Here is a 17067-nt window from a genome sequence, read left to right on the forward strand (position 1 = left end):
CGGCCGCTTGACCGGCATGGCCGCGCGGGCGCCTGATCCGGCAGGGGAAACGGGAGGACCAGCGATGGTCGCGTGGCGCTTCGGCAGGACAACGGGCCGGCTTCTCGGCGCGATCCTCCTCGGCGCCGCGTCCCTCTCCGCGGGGGAGGCTGCGGCCCGCGTGACCCGTATCGCGGTGGACGCGACCGAGCCGGTGGCCGGCGCCATCCCCGGCGAGCGCATCACCGGCCGCGCTTTCGGGGAATTGGACCCGGCGGACGCGGCCAACGCGATCATCACCGACCTGCGGCTCGCCCCGCGCAACGCGGCCGGGCGGGTGGAGTATGTCGCGCGCTTCACCCTGACGAAGCCGGCGGACATGACGCGGGCGAGCGGCGTGCTCTGGTACGACCTGGTGAACCGCGGCGCGCCGGTGGAGCCGGGCGTGGGCGCCACCACGCCGCTGCAGTTCGGGCATGTCGCCCTCATCAGCGGCTGGCAGGGGGACCTCGCGCAGACCGACCGGAACTGGGCGGTGAGGGTGCCGGTGGCCCGCAATCCCGATGGCTCGGCCGTCACGGGGCCCGTGCTGGCGCGGCTGGCGGACAGCCGGCCCGGCACGCGGTCCCGGCCGCTGGTGATGCTCGGGACGCCGATCGTCTATGACGCGGCCTCGCTCGATACGTCGCGCGCCCGGCTGATCTCGAAGGCGTCCGAGACGCGCGCGGGCGAGGTCGGAGGCGTACGGGAGATCCCCGCCGACGCCTTCGCCTTCGCCGACTGCACGAACACGCCCTTTCCCGGCACGCCGAACCCCCGGATGCTCTGCCTGCGGGACGGCTTCGACCCCGCGCTGCTCTACGAGCTGACCTATGAGGCGCGCGACCCGCTGGTGCTGGGCGTCGGCATGGCCGCGATGCGGGATGTCGCCACCTTCTTCCGGCACGAGGCGCGCGACGATGCCGGCAACGCCAACCCCGTGGCCGGCCGCATCACCCACGCGGTCGCCCAGGGCATCTCCCAGTCCGGCAATGCGCTGAAAACCTTCCTGCACCTCGGCTTCAACCGGGACGAGGCGGGGCGGCGCGTCTTCGACGGTGCCAACCCCCACATCGCCGGGCGGCTGACGGCGGTGAACCTTCGCTTCGGCCTGCCCAGCGGCTCCGGCACGCTCTACGAGCCGGGCGGGGAGGGCGTGCTGTGGTGGGAGCGCTATGAGGACACCGCGCGCGGCCGCCCGGCCGCCGGGCTGCTCGACCGCTGCCGCGCCACCGACACCTGCCCCCTGATCTTCGAGACCTTCGGCGCCGCCGAGTTCAACGCGCGCCTGATGACGGCGGCGCTGACCGGCACCACGGGCCGCACGGATCTGCCGCTGCCCGCCAACGTCCGCCGCTACTACTTCCCCGGCACCACCCATGGCGGCGACCGGGAGGGCGGTTTCGCCCACGCGCCGCAGCCGGCCGCGGGCTGCGGCCTGCCGCGCAACCCGAACCCCGAGACGGAGACCATGAACGCGCTCCAGGTCGCGCTGGTGGAATGGGTGACGCGCGGGGTGGAGCCGCCGCCGGGCGTCTTCCCGATGCATCGTGACAATCAGTTGGCGGAGAACACGCGGGAGGCGATGGGCTTCCCCGCCATCCCGAACGCGCCCGCCCCGACCGGCCTCGCGATCGGGGTCATGGATTACGACTTTGGCGACGCGCTGAACACCAACGACTTCTCCGGCGTCATCACCCGCCAGCCGCCGGCGATCCGGCGGATCATCCCGGCGCTGATGCCGCGGGTGGACCGGGACGGGAACGAGACGGCGGGCGTGCCCTCCGTCCTGCACCAGGCGCCGCTGGGCACCTACACCGGCTGGAACGTGGTCGCGGGCGGCTTCTTCCGCGGCCAGCCCTGCGGTGGCGGCCTGACCGGCGGCTACATCCCCTTCGCCCGCACGGCGGCGGAGCGGGAGGCGACCGGCGACCCGCGCCCGTCGCTGGAGGAGCGCTACGGCAGCCAGGAAGGCTATCTCTGCGTCGTCCGCGCCGCGGCCCGCCAGGGCGTCTCGGCGCGGACGCTGCTGTCCCAGGACGCCGACCGCCTGATCGAGCAGGCGGCCGCCAGCCGCAACCTGCCGGAGACGCCGGCGAACGACGCGGCCCGCGTCACCGCCGCGCGGCTCTGTCGCGGATAGGAACGGACAAGGAGGAGACGAAGAATGACGCATCTCACCCGCCGCTCGGCGCTCTTGGCTGCCGGCCTGTTGCCTCTCGCCTGCTTCGCGGCCAACGCGGCGGAGGACCGCTTCTTCGATTCCGCCGGCGTCCGCATCCGCTACATCGAGGAAGGGCAGGGCGAGCCCGTCATCCTCATCCACGGCTACACGAACTCCGCCGATGACGGCTTCGTCCGCCCTGGTATCTTCCCGGCGCTCGCCCGCCGCTACCGGGCCATCGCCCTCGACGCCCGCGGCCACGGGCAGAGCGGCAAGCCGCATGACCGGGCCGCCTACGGGCCGGAGATGGGCCTCGACATCATCCGGCTGATGGATCACCTGAACATCCGCCGCGCCCATATCGTCGGCTACTCGATGGGCGCGCACATCGTGGCGCAGCTCGTCACCACGCATGAGAACCGCTTCCTCACCATGACGCTCGGCGGCGCCTCCGGCCGGCGCAACTGGACCGCCGAGGACCAGCGCCGCGTGGACATCGAATCCGCCGAGATGGACGAGGGGATGCTGCGGTCCCAGATCATGCGGCTGCGGCCCCGGGACCAGCCCGCCCCCTCGGACGAGGAGATCCGCCGGCTCTCCGCCCAGCGCATGGAGGGCAAGGACCCGCGCGCCCTCGCCGCCGTGCGCCGGTCCAACCCGGACCAGGTTGTGACCGAGGCACAGATGCGCGCGGTGACCGTGCCGTCGCTCGGCATCGTCGGCACGGCCGATCCCTACCTCGCGGAATTCCAGCAGCTGAAGGCCGCCATGCCGCAGCTCCAGCTCGTCACGATCGAGGGCGCGTCGCACGGCTCCGCGCCCGGACGGCCTGAGTTCATCGCGGCGCTGATGGCCTTCCTCGCCGCCCATCCCGCCACCACCTGACCGGAGACCGCTCGATGCTCGAAACCTCGGACAAGGTTCTCAAGATCACGCCGATGCGGGACCGCGTCTCGCCCGCGGAGTGGAAGGCCCGCGTGGACCTCGCGGCCTGCTACCGCCTCGTCGCGCATTACGAGATGGCGGACATGATGGCGAACCACATCTCCGCCCGCGTCCCGGGCGAGGAGGGCGCGTTCCTCATCAACCCCTATGGCATGATGTATGAGGAGATCACCGCCTCCTCCCTCATCAAGATCGACGTGAAGGGGGAGATCCTCGACAAGCCGAGCTACGGCGACTTCGACTACGGCATCAACCGCGCGGGCTACGTCATCCACTCCGCCATCCACGAGGCGAAGCACGACGTGGACTGCGTCATCCACACCCACACCTGGCCGGGCATGGCGGTTTCCTCGCTCGAATGCGGGCTGCTTCCGCTGAACCAGACCTCGATGCGCTTCGTGCGGATTGCCTACCACGAGTACGAGGGCGTGGCCCTGTCGGAGGAGGAAAAAGCGCGGCTGGTCGCCGACCTCGGCGACAACAACGCGATGATCCTGCGCAATCACGGGCTGCTGACGATCGGCCGCACGATCGGGGAAGCCTTCAACGCGATGCACCGGCTGGAGCTGTCCTGCAAGGCGCAGCTCGCCGCCATGGCCTGCAACTCCCCGCTGCACCCGGTGCCGCAGGCGATCCTGGACGCGACCTACCAGAACTATCAGCCGAATGTCCGCCGCCCCTACGGTGTGATGGAGTGGCCGGGGCTGCTGCGGATGCTCGACCGGCGGGACCCGAGCTACCGCGAATAGGCTTCGATCCGCTGACGCGTGCCGCCGACCCGGCAGAGACCGGGCGGCGGAGACAAGGATGTCCAAGGATGCTGAACCGCCGCCGCGCCCTGGCGCTGGCCGGGCTGCCCGCTCTTGCGGCCCTGCCGTGCCCCGCCCGTGCCGCCTGGCCCGAGCGGCCGGTGCGGATCGTCGTCCCCTACGCGGCCGGCGGGAACATCGACGTGGTCAGCCGGCTGTTGGCCCCCGCCCTTTCGGAGCGGCTCGGCCAGCCCGGTGAAACGGGCCGTTTCGCCGTCGTGGTGGACAACCGTCCCGGCGCCGGCGGCAGCCTGGGGGCGGAGCAGGTCGCCCGGGCCGCGCCCGATGGGTACACGCTCCTGGCCGGGTCCAACGGGCCGCTCACCGTCAACCCGCTGGTGCAGGCGCGGCTGCCCTATGAGCCGCTGCGGGACTTCCTGCCGATCGCGCTGGTGAATGCCGTGCCGCTGGCCCTGATGGTGACGTCGGGCGCGGCGACCGCGTTGGGGGACGCGATCGCCCGGTCCCGCGCCCAGCCCGGCAGCTTCACCACCGGCACGCCCGGCGTCGGCAGCACCGCGCATCTCGCGCTGGAGCTGTTCAACGCCGCCACGGGCGCCGGGCTGACCCATGTGCCCTACCGCGGCGGCGGCGCCGTGGTGCCGGACCTCATCGCCGGCACGATCCGCGCGACCTTCATCGAGTTCTCCACCGCCCTGCCCATCCACAAGGAGGGCCGCGGCCGGATCCTCGCGATCGCATCGCGCGCGCGTTCGCCGCAGGCGCCGGATGTGCCGACCTTCATCGAATCCGGCGTGCCGGACTTCCTGGCCGCGAGCTATTGCGGCCTGCTCGCCCCGCGCGCGACGCCCGTGCCGGTGGCGAATGCATTTCGCACGGCCCTGATCGCCGCCACCGAGGATCCCGCGATCCGCGCGCGGCTGGAGGGGATGGGATCGGAGATGGCCTCCGCCGCCGAGCGGACGACGGAGGGCTTCGCCGCCTTCCTGCAACGCCAGGCGAACGATGCCCGCCGCGCCGCCGACCTGGCCGGGCTGAAGCCCGAGTGACCGTGCCCCGCGACAACGGAAAGGGATGAGACGAGACATGAGGACCACGCGCCGCACGCTGCTGCTGGCCGCCCCCGCCCTCGCCTTCGCGCGCGGCGTCCGCGCGCAGGGGGCGGCGTCGGGCTTTCCCAATCGCCCCGTGCGGATCGTCGTCTCCTTCACCGCGGGCGGCACGACGGACATCATCGCCCGCCTCGTCGGCCAGCAGCTCTCCCTCCGCTGGGGGCAGCCCGTGGTCATCGAGAACCGGCCCGGCGCTGGCGGCAACATCGGCACGGAATACGTCGCCCGCTCCACGCCGGACGGCTACACGCTGCTCGTCGGCTCGGTGGGGCCGCTGGCGGTGAACCAGAGCCTCTACCGCAATCCCGGCTACAACCCGCTGACGGACCTCTCGCCGGTCACCCTCATCGCCGGCGTGCCGAACGTGCTCGTCGTCGCCCCCAACTCGCCGCTGCGCACCGTGGACGCGATCTACGCGGAGGCGAAGCGCCGGCCGAATGGGCTCTCCTACGGCTCCACAGGGGTCGGCACCTCCTCCCACCTCTCCGCCGTGCTGGCGGACAAGATGCGGGGCACCGAGACCACCCACGTCCCCTACCGCGGCGCCGTGGCGCTGAACGACCTGCTGACCGGGCGGCTGGACTTCATGTACGCGACCATCCCCTCGGTCATCGAGCAGATCCGGGCCGGGCGCCTGCACGCCATCGCCGTCAGCAGCACGACCCGGTCCCGCTCCCTGCCCGAGATCCCCACCATGATCGAGCTCGGCTTCCCGAGCTTCGACGCCTCCTCCTGGTTCGGCATGGCCGCCCCGGGCCGCACGCCGGACGAGCTGGTGGCCCGCATCGCGCGGGAGGTGGGCGAGATCGTCCGCCAGCCCGAGATCGAGCGGCAGATGGTGGACCAGGGCGCCGACCCCGTGGGCAATCCGCCTGCCGAGTTCCGCGCCTATATCGAGAGCGAGATCCGCCGCTGGGGCGAGCTGGTGCGCGCCACCGGCGCCACCGCGGACTGAGGCGACTCGGCGGGGGTTGTGCCGGACCCCCTGCCTCCCCATTTGGTGTCGTGCCATTCCTGGTTCGGCTCGCTCTCCGCGCTCCTGATCGAGCTCTCGGACCCGCTACCCACCGGAACACGGCCCCCTTGCGGCGCCGCCCCTGGGGTCTCCCCCCTTCCGAAAGACATCGCTTCCATGGCTACCGGTACCGTCAAGTGGTTCAACGCGACCAAGGGCTACGGCTTCATCCAGCCGGATGACGGCTCCAAGGACGTGTTCGTCCACATCTCCGACGTCACCCGCGCCGGCCTGCAGGGCCTGCGGGAGGGCGACAAGCTCTCCTACGAGCCCGCCAAGGACCCGCGCGGCAAGATTTCCGCGACCAGCCTTCAGAAGGCCTGATCGGGCGCAACGCCCGTTTCATCCTTCTCCTCTGCGGATAGGCACCTCCGGGTGCCTGTCCCAGCCTGCTCCATCCGGTCCGCCGGTGGGCAGGCACCGGGTCCTGCCGCCTGACACGGGTCACGCGGCGGCCCGCTTCATTGCCTGGGGGAGCCTCCGTGCTCCCGGCCGACCCGGCCGCCCATCCCTCGCACATCCGCCCTCATCGGGCCTCAGACCTGCCCATGACCGGCCGCAGGCGCCGCGCATCCTTGCGCAGCCCTTCGGGTCCCGGTCCGGGCCGCACACCCGCGGCGCGCCCTGCGCCCGCGGCCAAGGACCACCATGCACAGCATCATCGTACAGAACAGCAACACCCAGCCCCGGGCGACGGCCCACCCGCTCCCGCGCTATGCTCCCTCCGGCCGCCAGGCGCCCCGTCCGGCCAAGCCGGCCAGCCCGGCGCCTGAGGGCATCCTGTCCCAGTCCGAGATCCGCGCCCTCGTGCGCGAGTGGCTCGGCTGACACGGGGAATTGCAGCGCCATTCCGCCCCGCAGCGCTGATGCTGCGGGGATGCGAGAGGACATCGCCATGGCACTTCATAAATTCGTCGTCGGGCAGGACATCGAGGTCCGGCCGGGCAAGTTCGACACCCACATCCCCCGGGGCACCTACACTGTGGTCCGTCTGCTTCCCGGCGAGTCGCACGACCGCGAGTACCGCCTGAAGCATGTCGGGGACGGGCATGAGCGCGTGATGCGGGAGAGCCAGCTCCTCGACGCGGCCTGACGCCCCGCGGCCTTATCCCGGCCGCGAGTCCATCGGCGGAACGGGACGCCCGGCGATCCAGGCGTCGGCGATCTCGCACGCCTCGGTCATGGCGCGGGCGATGCCGGGCAGGGCGGCCTCCGCCCCGTGCGGCGGCACGGCGACCGGCGGCATCACCACGATGACGCCGCGCCCGAAGGGCAGGGGCAGAAGCATCCTGTCCCAGGAGGGCAGCACGGCGCGCCGGGACATTGCGGCGGCGCACGGCACCACCGGCACGCCCGAGGCGGCCGCGATCTGCGCGACACCCGGCGCCGCCTGACGCCGTGGCCCGCGCGGCCCGTCCGGGGTGATGGCCGCGACCTCCCCGGCTTCCAGAAGGCGCAGCAGCGTCGCGACCCCGGTGGCACCCCCCCGGGAGGTCGAGCCGTAGACCATGTCCAGGTCGAAGCGCCGCACGATGTCCCCGATGAACCGCCCGTCCCGGTGGCGGGAGACGAGGACATGCGCCCGGTGCCGCCCGAGCTTCGGGTAGATGTGCCGCGCCACCCGCCACAGCATGGGCATCATCGGCAGCCGCTCGTGCCAGAAGGCGCCGATGAGCGGCAGGCCCGGTTCCGCGACGGGCGCCAGCGCCGCCGCGCCCAGCACCGTCCAGCGCGTGGTGGCATAGGTCAGGGCGAGATAGAGCCCGATCAGCCGGGCGGCGAGCGCCAGCGTCGCGGGATGGCGCAGCAGGCGCTTCAGCATGGGGCGGCCAATAACGGAAAAGACCGAGGGAGGGTAATCCCCCCGGATGAGACCGGGCCCTCGGCGCGCAGGTCTTGCGCCCCCTTGAGGTGGCGCTCAGGGCGATGGGACGCCACGATGAGGCGCCACACTCTGAGCCCGGTCCTCCACGGCGGGCCTGCGGGCGCATCATCCGGGCGGCAGTCCGCATGGCTTGGGCGGCCCGGCAGGACCTTGCCGGCGACCTGATCCCGACCCGAAGGCAGCCGCGTCGGCAACCGGGCACCGATCCGACGCCGGCGCGGCACGTCGCGCCGGCGGGACTCAGCCCGAAGTGGGAGTTCCCTCCCCCGGCACGCCGTCCGCCACGCGATGGATCATGTCCGCTTCGGGATCTCCAGCCCGCGCTGCACGGCCGGCCGCGCGAGGCCGCGTTCGAGCCAGGCGGGGACGTGCTTCAGCGCGTCGTACTCCACCAGCTCCCGCGCTCCGTAGAAGCCGATGAGGTTGCGCACCCATCCGAGCATGGAGATGTCGGCGATCGTGTACTCATCCATGATCCACTCGCGGCCCGCCAGCCGCGTGTCCAGCACGCCGAGGAGGCGCTTGGATTCGGTGCGGTAGCGCTCCAGCGGGCGCTTGTCCTCGATCTCGCGGCCGGCGAATTTGTGGAAGAAGCCGAGCTGCCCGAACATCGGGCCGATCCCCGCCATCTGGAAGAAGACCCACTGGATCGTCTCCAGCCGCGCGTTCGCGCCGCGCGGGATGAACTGGCCCGTCTTCTCCGCGAGGTAGAGGAGGATCGCGCCGGATTCGAAGAGGGCGAGGGGCGTTCCCTCCGGCCCGTTCGGGTCGAGGATCGCAGGGATCTTGCCGTTGGGGTTGAGGGAGAGGAACTCCGGCGTCCAGGTCTCGTTCGCGCCGATGTTGATCGCGTGCGGCTCGTAGGGAAGGCCGGTCTCCTCCAGCATGATGGAGACCTTCACGCCGTTCGGCGTGGGCCAGGAATAGAGCTGCAGCAGATCGGGGTTCGCGGCGGGCCAGCGCTTCGCGATGGGATGGGCGGACAGGTCGGGCAAGGGTGTCGCTCCGAAGGGGGGCGCCCGGCTTAATCCCGGGCGCCCGCCCTGTCACGGGCGCACGGCCGTGACCTCGATCTCCACCAGCCAGCCGGGGTTCACGAGGCCGGCCACCTGCATCACGGAGCGTGCGGGCAGGTTCGGCTGGGCCTGGGTGCCGAAGCGCTCGGAATAGGCGGCCATGAAGCCGTCGAAGTCCATGCGGCCGCCGCGCCCGGGATCGCCGACGAGGAAGACCTGCATCCGCACCACGTCCTTCAGGCCGAGGCCGATGGAGGTGAGCGAGGCCTCGATGCGCGACAGCACGCTGGCCGTCTGCGCCCGCGTGTCGCCGAAGGATTCGAGCGAGTTGCGCGGCGCGGACTGGTTGGTCACGCCCGGCACCATGCCGCTGACCATGACGGTGGTGCGGCCCGCCGGGACCTCCACCGCCATGGCGATCGGGAAGTTCGACCCGGGCGTGCGGTGGCGCACCACGTCCTGCGCCGCGGCGGGCAGGGCGAGGGCCGTCACCGCGGCGATGAGGAACGGCTTGAGGGTCACTGACGAAGGCTCCTGACATCCTCGGCACGGGCGGGCTCGGCGGTGTAGCGGTTGCCGAGATTCGTCCGGGTCCAGTTCACGACGGCGGCGATCTGCTCGTCGTCCATCTGGGTCGCGAAGCCGGGCATGCCGCGCAGCCCGTTCAGCACGACCGTGATCGGGTAGGCCGCGTTCTCCAGCTTCTCATTGTTCGCGAGGGCGGGGTAGCGGCCGGCGCCGACGGCCCCGCGGCCATCGGGCATGTGGCAGCCGGCGCAGGTCGCGGCGTAGAGCTGGCCGCCGTCCCGCTGACCGAAACGCGTGGCGGAGACGAAGCCGTGGCTGTCCGACGTGTCCGTGCCCGAGCGCTGCTGGGCGGAGACGGGGGGCGGCTGCTGCGAGGCTGCGGGAAGGGAGAGCAGGGCGACGAGCAGCGCCGCGCCCGGAAGGATCGCGCGCATCACGCCGCCACCACCCGGCGGTGCAGCCGCCCGATCGCGTCCAGGGATGACAGAATGGCGCCCTCCTGCCAGGCGGGGATGTAGGAGGCGTGCTCGCCGGCCAGCAGCACGCGGTTGTCCAGCGCGCAGAGGTTGTCGTAGTGCTCCTCGCGCTTGGCATCCGTCCAGATGCCGTTGCAGCCGAGCGCCCAGGGCACCCGGTGCCAGCCGACGGAGACGCCGTTCTCGAACTCCTGCGCGTATTGCGGATGGAGCTGTCCGCCCCACTCCACCGCGCGGCGCACGCGCTCCTCCGGAGGCAGGGCGGTGAACTCATAGGCGTAGGGGCCGAAGGCGTAGGCGCCGAGCACCACGCCCTTGCCCCGCGCGCCATAGCCGGTGGAGGGGTAGGAGATCATGCGGATCGGCAGGTCGGTGTAGGAGATGCCGCCGTAGATGTGCTCGTCCTGCTCCCAGAAGCGACGCTTGAACTGCAGGCCGACCTTGACGGAGGCGGCATAGGGCACGGCGTCCACCGCCGCCGCCATCTTCGGTCCGAGGTTGTGCTCGATCTGCGAGAGGATGGAGAGCGGGATGGTGCAGAGGCACCAGTCCGCGCGCATCGTCTCGGTCGCGGTGCCGGGACGTCGCGGATCTTCGAAGGAGACGGTGACGCCCTGGGCGTCCTGCATCAGGCCCGTGACCTTCGTGTTGTAGCGGATCAGGCCCTCGCACTCCCGCGCCATGGCGCGCGCGATCATGTCCATGCCGCCGACGGGCTGGAACATCGTGGTCTGGAACTCGTAGACCGTGCCGGTGGCGAGATAGGCCCAGAGCCGGGAGGAGAGGACGTCCTTCAGCGCCACGGGATCGGACGGGGTCGGCCGTGCGGAGAGCCCGCCGCCGGGATCGCGGTCGAAGCCGCGACGGTCGGAAGTCTGGACGGATTTCGCGTAGGTGAGGTCGCGGTTCAGCGCGCCCCAGGAACGCAGGGCTTCCAGCAGGATCTCCTGGTCTCCCTTCGTGACGCGGTCATCCAGGCGCCCGGCCTGCGCGGCCTTGGCCAGCAGCTCCGACACGCCGCCGCGCAGGTCCGCGTCCACGGTGCGGTAGCGCTGCGGACGGCCGCCGAAGGCGTCCTTGCCGTGAACGAGGGCGTTGTAGTTCACCTGGATGAAGGGCTCGAGCGCGACGCCGAGGCGGTGGCAGTAGTCGAGCACGGCGTGGTGGTTGTAGGGAATGCGCCAGGGGCCGGGGTTGAAGTACAGCCCGTCATCGAAGGCCACGCGCTGGGTCGCGCCGCCGAGCTCGGTATAGGTGTCGCCGCCGCGCAGCGACCAGACGCGGCCGCCCGCGCGGCCGGAATATTCCAGCACCTGCACGCGGTAGCCGGCGCGGCGCAGCTCCATCGCCGCGACCATGCCCGCGACGCCGGCGCCGAGGATGAGGACGGAGGCGCCGCGCGGGTCGCCTTCCAGCCGGATCGGGCCGGTATAGGGCGATTCCGCGGCGTGCCCGAGTGCGGTCATGGCCTGGTACATGGCGGCGCCGCCCGCCACGGCGCCGATCTGCGCCAGGAGCGCGCGGCGGCTGGGCGCGCGGCTTTCGGCCGAGTTGTCCATCGGCTTCCTCCCCCGATTCTTGGTGACGGGATGGTAACTCCGCTGCCGCGCGGGACCACCCCTGCGCACGCAACGATGCTACACGGCTGCGCGAGGCGCTAGGCGCCCGCGGCCGTCTCGCGGTCCATCACCTGTCGTCCGAAGAGGCTGGAGGCGAGTTCCACCATGACGGTCGCGCTGCGCCCGCGCTCGTCCAGGAAGGGGTTCAGCTCCACGAGGTCGAGCGATCCCACCAATCCGGAATCGTGCAGCAATTCCATCACGAGATGCGCTTCGCGATACGTGGCGCCGCCCGGCACGGTGGTGCCCACGCCGGGCGCCACGGCAGGGTCGAGGAAGTCCACGTCCAGGCTGACGTGCAGAACGCCCTGCGCGGCCCGCACGCGGTTCAGGAAGCGGCGCAGCGGGACGGAGATGCCTTCCTCGTCCAGGCGGCGCATGTCCACCACCTCCACGCCGCGGGCACGCAGCAGGCGCCGTTCGCCGGCGTCGATGGAGCGCGCACCGAAGATGCAGATGCTGCCCGGCGCGACCGGGGTGCGCGGCGTGCCGGCGAAGAGGGCGTCCAGCCCGGCTTCCCCGCAGAGTGCCGCGAGGGCCATGCCGTGCAGGTTGCCGGAGGGGGAGGTCTCCGGCGTGTTGAAGTCGCCATGCGCGTCCAGCCAGAGCACGAAGAGCGGCCGGCCGGTCGTGGCGCAGTGCTGCGCGACGCCGTTGACGGAACCGATGCTGAGGCTGTGATCGCCGCCGAGGACGATCGGGAACCCTCCGGCGGCCAGGGCCGCTGACACCCGGCCCGCGATCGCGCGCGTCCAGTGCGCGATGGCACCGGTGTTGCGCATCCGCGGATCGGGCGGTTCCACGGGGACCGCGAGCGGGGGCAGGTCGCCCTCGTCCTGCACGGTGCGTCCCTCGTTCCGCAGCGCCGCCGCCAGGCCCGCCACGCGGAGCGCCGCCGGGCCCATGAGGCAGCCCGGGCGGCCCGATCCCTCGTCCACGGGGGCGCCGATCAGCACGAGAGGCGGGGATTCTTCGGTCATGCCGCGGCTCCGGGTCGGGACAGGCGGCGCGGGGTGGCCGCTCCTCCCGACGAGGTCAAGGGGCGGTTCCGTGAAGGCCTTGGATCGGGCAGACCGTGCTCCGATCCACCCGCGGCCCACATCTGCCTATGGCCCGCGGTAGCCTGATAAGAGAAGGAGGGGGATCGGGGGAGTTCACTCCCCCGACCTTGCTTACTCGACCTGCAGCCGCAGCTCCGCCACCAGCGGCCGGACCTGCGCCATCTGCTCCCGCACGGCGTCGCGCAGCTCCTCCGGCGTGGAGCCGACGGGCTCCGCTCCCACCTCCGTCATCCGCCGCCTGACGTCGGGGTGCGCGGCGGCGACGGCGATCTCCCGGTTCAGGCGGGTGATGATCGGCTCCGGCGTGCGGGCGGGGGCGAAGAAGCCGTTCCAGCCGCGCAGCTCCATGTTCGGGAAGCCCATCTCCCGCACGGTCGGCACCTCGGGCAGGGCGGCGGCGCGCTGGGCCGCGAGGGTGGCCATCGGGCGCAGCGCGCCGGAGCGGACATGGCCGAGCGCGGTGGAGAGCTGGTCGCCACCGAAGTGGATGCGGCCGGCCACCATCTCCTGGACCAGGGGCGCGGCGCCGCGGAACGGCACGTGTTCCATCTGGATGCCGGCGTCGCGCTTCAGCACCTCTCCCGCGAGGTTCATGATGCTGCCGGGGCCGGTGGAGCCGTAGAACATGCCCGCCCCGCCCGGCTGCTTCGCGAGGGCGACGAATTCCCGGAGGTCTCGCGCCGGGACGGCGGAGGCGGCGACCAGCAGCATCGGCACGTTGGCGGCGAGCGACACCGGGGCGAAGTCCCGCTCAATGTCCTGGGGCGCGCGGTTGGCGAGCTGCAGCGCCGCGGTGGTGGAGGAGAAGGTGAGGTTGTGGAAGAGAAGGGTGGTGCCGTCCGGCGGCGCCTTCGCCACGACGTCCGCGCCGATGGAGCCGCCCGCGCCGGCGCGGTTCTCCACCACGACGGGCTGGCCGAGCGTTTCGGTCATGCGCTGGGCGAAGAGGCGCGCGAGCATGTCCGTCGTCCCGCCCGCAGGGAAGGGGACCACCACCCGGATCGGCCGGTCGGGGTAGCCGCCCTGTGCCTGCGCGGTCCGTGTCGCGGACCCGGCGGCCAGTGCGCCGAGCAGCAGCGCGCGGCGTTTGACGAGGACTCCCATTCGTTCTCTCCCTTTCTCTCCGCCTCAGGCGGGCGGTGCGGAGGAACGCTAACCGCTTCCCGCGCCCGGCAGAACGGCCGCGGACCCCGCGGCACCTCACACCCTCGACAGGGATCAACCGGTGGCGTGGGCCTCGCCATATGATATAACGAAATCCGGTCGCGGCCGAAGAAGACGGAGTCTTGAACCCTTTGATGCCCGCTCCACGGCCCGAACCCCGCCCGTGACCGGCATGTCGGAGACGCTGGGCTTTCTCTCGCAGGTCGGTCGAGACAACCTCAGTGGACGGGTTTACGCCGAGTTGCGCGCGGGCCTGATGGAGGGCCGCATGGCCCCAGGCCAGCGCCTGAAGATTCGCGACCTGGCGGTTGCCCTGGGTGTGTCCGAGACGCCGGTGCGGGAGGCCGTGATGCAGCTCGTGCGGGAGCGCGCGCTGCGGATGGAGGCGGCCCGCGCCATCACCGTCGCGGGGCTGACGCTGGACCAGTACCTGGAGCTGCGTTCCATCCGCCTGGAACTGGAGGGGCTGGCGGCCGAGGCTGCGGCGCGACGCATCACGCCGGCCGAGATCGAGGCCCTGGCCGTTGCCCATGCCGACCTTGCCGCGGCGGAGGAGGCGGGCGACGCCCATGCGGCCAACCGCGCCAACTGGCGCTTCCACCACGGCATCCATCGCGCCGCCGCCATGCCGGAGCTGCTGGCGATCATCGAGGGCATCTGGCTCCGGAACGGGCCGACGCTGGCGCATCTCTATCCCCATGCCCGTCCGTCCTATCCCGGCCGACACCGACACCTGGACGTGCTGGACGGGCTGCGCGCCCGCGATCCCGCCGCGACGCGGAAGGCGCTGGCGGCCGACATGGTGGAGGGCGGCGCCGGCCTCGTCCGGCGCCTGAAGGAACTGGAGGCCGCCGCGCCCACGCGCGGCGCCGCCTGAGACGCCAGCGCCGCGAGAGACGGCCGCACAGAGGAGACGCGCGGTGAGACGAATCCCCCTCCGCACCGAGACCGAGTGGTTTCGCCTGGAGTCGGACGAGGCGGACTGGGCGGCGGAGGACCCGGCGGACCTGGCCCGCTGGATGGAGCAGCTTCTCGTTATCCGCCGCTTCGAGGAGAAGATCCTGGAGCTGCACGGGCAAGGGCTGATCCACGGGCCCGCCCACGCCTCGATCGGGCAGGAAGCCGGGGCGGTCGGCGCTATGTCGGTGCTGGTGACGGACGACAAGATCAACGGCACCCACCGCGCCCACCACCAGATCCTGGCGAAGCTGCTGAACAGCGCGACACCGGCCGGATACGACCCGCGCCACGACGATTTCGGCACGGAGGCCGGCGTGCTGGTCCGCCGCGCGATGGCGGAGATCATGGGGCTGACGGACGGCTTCTGCGGCGGCCGGGGCGGCTCCATGCACATGCGGCACGCGGCCTCCGGCGTGGTGGGCAGCAGCGCGGTGATCGGCGGCAACGTGCCGCACGCCGTCGGCTACGCGCTGGCCGACAAGGTGCTGGGGCGGGACAACATCTCGGTCGCCTTCTTCGGCGACGGCACGCTGATGGCGGGGCAGACGCTGGAGGCGATCAACCTCGCGGCCCTCTACACCCTGCCGGCGATCTTCTTCCTGGAGAACAACTTCTACGCCGTGTCCACCCACCTGAAGGAGCAGACGCGGGAGACGCGCCTGACCGGGCGCGGGGCGATGTTCGGCGTGCCCTCGGTCGAGTGCGACGGGATGGACCTGGTTGCCGTGCGCCGGGCGATGCAGTGGGCCGCGGAGACGATCCGCACGCGCGGCGGTCCGGTCTTCGTGGAGGCGATCTGCTATCGCTTCCTGCACCAGTCCGGCCCCATGCTCGGGAGCCAGTTCGGCTATCGCACCAAGGAGGAGGAGGAGAGCTGGCGCGCCCGCGACCCGCTGCTGACGATGCCGCCGCGGCTGAAGGCGCTGGGCGTGCTGGACGAGGCGGGGCTGGCCGCGCTGGATGAACGGGCCCGACGCACGGTGAATGCCGCGGCCGCCGCGCTGACGGAGACGCCCCCTGGCGCCAACGCGCCGCGCGTCCGGCCCGCGTTGCTGCCGCGGGCGGAGGAGGTGGATCACGGCATCCGCGGCGATCTGTCCGAGCTTCGCGGCCAGACCTATCGCGAGGCCGGCAGCGTCCCCGCGAGCGCGACGCGTGACATGAAGTACATCGAGGCGGTGGCGGCGGTGCTGCTCCACAACATGGAGAAGGACCCGCGCATCGTCGTCATCGGGGAGGACGTCCATCGCCTGCGCGGGGGTGTCTCCGGCTCCACCCGCGGCGTGATGGAGCGGTTTCCCGAGCGCATCTTCGCCACGCCGATCTGCGAGAACGGCTTCACCGGCATGGCATTGGGCGCCGCGCTCTGCGGGCTGCGGCCGGTGGTGGACATCATGTTCGGCGACTTCGCGATCGTTGCGGCGGACCAGATGTTCAACGGGATCGGCAAGTTCGCGCATATGTTCGGCGGGGGATTCGGCATCCCGCTCGTGGTGCGCGCCCGTGTGAATCCCGGGGCGGGTTACGGGTCGCAGCACTCGATGGACCCTTCGGCGCTCTTCGCCATGTATCCGGGCTGGCGGATCATCGCGCCGGCCACGCCGCACGACTATGTCGGGCTGATGAACAGCGCACTGCGCTGCGACGATCCCGTGCTCGTCATCGAGCACCAGGACCTGTTCCAGACCTCCGGGCCGGTGCCGGAGGATCTGGATTTCGGGATCGAGCTGGGCAAGGCGCGCATCGCCCGGCCGGGGAGCGCCTGCACGGTGCTGACCTATGCCGCCATGGTGCGGGCCTGCGAGGAGGCGGCGGAGGTGGCCGGGGTGGACGCGGAGGTGATCGACCTGCGCAGCCTCGATCCGACGGGTCTCGACTGGGCCAAGGTGGGCGAGAGCGTGCGCCGCACCAACCGGGTACTCATCGCCGAACAGACGGCGCGGGGGACCTCGCACGGGGCGCGGCTGGCGCAGGAGGTGCAGGAGCGCTTCTTCGACTGGTTGGACGCGGAGATCCTGCGCGTCCACGGCAGCGAGGCGGCGCCGGTCGTCTCGAAGCCGTTGAACATGGCGGCGCTGGGGGATGCGGCGAAGGTGGCCGCGGCGTTGCGGCGGATGGCCTGAAGCAAGGCTGGGGGAGATGAACTCTCCCACCGAACGCAATGCGTTCGATCCCTTTCTTTATCAGGCTGCCGCGGAAGGCGGATTCGGGGACACCCCATCTCCGGATTCCGCGGGAGCCTGATAAAAAGGGAAGGGGGGCCGGGGGAATACGTTCCCCCGGCCTTTCCTCGTCCGCACACCAAGTCAGGATGCGTTCCGATCGGACAGGGGA

Annotated in this window: 17 protein-coding genes; 10 read left to right on the forward strand and 7 right to left on the reverse strand. The window is 71.7% G+C overall.

The genetic code is table 11. From position 1 onward, the window contains the following. Positions 1–64: 64 nt before the first annotated feature. The 8 genes from ACP6CK_RS20355 to ACP6CK_RS20390 all read left to right on the forward strand — a co-directional run bounded on the left by ACP6CK_RS20355 (position 65) and on the right by ACP6CK_RS20390 (position 7117). The gene (locus ACP6CK_RS20355; RefSeq protein WP_426955134.1) at positions 65–2161 is read left to right on the forward strand and encodes an alpha/beta hydrolase domain-containing protein; all 2097 of its coding nucleotides are present in this window, start codon (positions 65–67) and stop codon (positions 2159–2161) included. 24 nt (positions 2162–2185) lie between these two features. Then, a complete protein-coding gene (locus ACP6CK_RS20360) occupies positions 2186–3067 on the forward strand; it encodes an alpha/beta fold hydrolase (RefSeq protein WP_426955135.1) in 882 nt (293 codons plus the stop codon). A 14-nt stretch (positions 3068–3081) separates the two neighbouring features. Beyond that, a complete protein-coding gene (locus tag ACP6CK_RS20365; protein ID WP_426955136.1) occupies positions 3082–3876 on the forward strand; it encodes a class II aldolase/adducin family protein in 795 nt (264 codons plus the stop codon). A 68-nt stretch (positions 3877–3944) separates the two neighbouring features. Further along, on the forward strand, positions 3945–4946 hold the full coding sequence (locus ACP6CK_RS20370) for a Bug family tripartite tricarboxylate transporter substrate binding protein (RefSeq protein WP_426955137.1): 1002 nt from the start codon (positions 3945–3947) through the stop codon (positions 4944–4946). Between the two features lie 37 nt (positions 4947–4983). Next, positions 4984–5964, forward strand: a complete 981-nt coding sequence (locus tag ACP6CK_RS20375; protein ID WP_426955138.1) for a Bug family tripartite tricarboxylate transporter substrate binding protein — start codon at positions 4984–4986, stop codon at positions 5962–5964. Positions 5965–6141: 177 nt separating this feature from the next. Continuing rightward, positions 6142–6348, forward strand: a complete 207-nt coding sequence (locus ACP6CK_RS20380; protein WP_426955139.1) for a cold-shock protein — start codon at positions 6142–6144, stop codon at positions 6346–6348. 324 nt (positions 6349–6672) lie between these two features. Next, on the forward strand, positions 6673–6852 hold the full coding sequence (locus ACP6CK_RS20385; protein WP_426955140.1) for a hypothetical protein: 180 nt from the start codon (positions 6673–6675) through the stop codon (positions 6850–6852). 67 nt (positions 6853–6919) lie between these two features. After that, complete coding sequence (locus ACP6CK_RS20390; RefSeq protein WP_426955141.1) at positions 6920–7117, forward strand: hypothetical protein; 198 nt, start codon at positions 6920–6922, stop codon at positions 7115–7117. A 12-nt stretch (positions 7118–7129) separates the two neighbouring features. Here the strand turns inward: ACP6CK_RS20390 and ACP6CK_RS20395 are convergent, their stop codons facing one another. From ACP6CK_RS20395 to ACP6CK_RS20425, 7 genes are all read right to left on the reverse strand, one after another. Then, positions 7130–7846, reverse strand: coding sequence for a lysophospholipid acyltransferase family protein (locus ACP6CK_RS20395; RefSeq protein ID WP_426955142.1), 717 nt, complete (start codon positions 7844–7846; stop codon positions 7130–7132). Positions 7847–8202: 356 nt separating this feature from the next. Beyond that, positions 8203–8904 (reverse strand): glutathione S-transferase N-terminal domain-containing protein, encoded by a 702-nt coding sequence (locus ACP6CK_RS20400; RefSeq protein WP_426955143.1) that lies wholly within the window; start codon positions 8902–8904, stop codon positions 8203–8205. A gap of 51 nt (positions 8905–8955) precedes the next feature. After that, positions 8956–9447 (reverse strand): RidA family protein, encoded by a 492-nt coding sequence (locus tag ACP6CK_RS20405; RefSeq protein WP_426955144.1) that lies wholly within the window; start codon positions 9445–9447, stop codon positions 8956–8958. Next, complete coding sequence (locus ACP6CK_RS20410; protein ID WP_426955145.1) at positions 9444–9887, reverse strand: c-type cytochrome; 444 nt, start codon at positions 9885–9887, stop codon at positions 9444–9446. The genes ACP6CK_RS20405 and ACP6CK_RS20410 overlap by 4 nt, the downstream gene beginning before the upstream one ends. Continuing rightward, complete coding sequence (locus ACP6CK_RS20415; protein ID WP_426955146.1) at positions 9887–11488, reverse strand: flavin monoamine oxidase family protein; 1602 nt, start codon at positions 11486–11488, stop codon at positions 9887–9889. Before ACP6CK_RS20415 ends, ACP6CK_RS20410 begins: the two co-directional genes overlap by 1 nt. 98 nt (positions 11489–11586) lie before the next feature. Then, the gene (gene rocF, locus ACP6CK_RS20420; protein ID WP_426955147.1) at positions 11587–12528 is read right to left on the reverse strand and encodes an arginase; all 942 of its coding nucleotides are present in this window, start codon (positions 12526–12528) and stop codon (positions 11587–11589) included. Between the two features lie 192 nt (positions 12529–12720). After that, a complete protein-coding gene (locus ACP6CK_RS20425) occupies positions 12721–13713 on the reverse strand; it encodes a Bug family tripartite tricarboxylate transporter substrate binding protein (protein ID WP_426955148.1) in 993 nt (330 codons plus the stop codon). A gap of 232 nt (positions 13714–13945) precedes the next feature. On the opposite strand from ACP6CK_RS20425, the gene ACP6CK_RS20430 reads away from it, so the two are divergent. Then, entirely contained in the window at positions 13946–14650 is a 705-nt protein-coding gene (locus ACP6CK_RS20430; RefSeq protein ID WP_426959956.1) for a GntR family transcriptional regulator, read from the forward strand. 43 nt (positions 14651–14693) lie between these two features. After that, on the forward strand, positions 14694–16856 hold the full coding sequence (locus ACP6CK_RS20435) for an alpha-ketoacid dehydrogenase subunit alpha/beta (protein ID WP_426955149.1): 2163 nt from the start codon (positions 14694–14696) through the stop codon (positions 16854–16856). The last annotated feature ends 211 nt before the right edge of the window (positions 16857–17067 follow it).

Origin of the sequence: Muricoccus radiodurans (assembly GCF_050154705.1) — a bacterium.
Taxonomy (GTDB): Bacteria; Pseudomonadota; Alphaproteobacteria; order Acetobacterales; family Acetobacteraceae; genus Roseomonas; species Roseomonas radiodurans.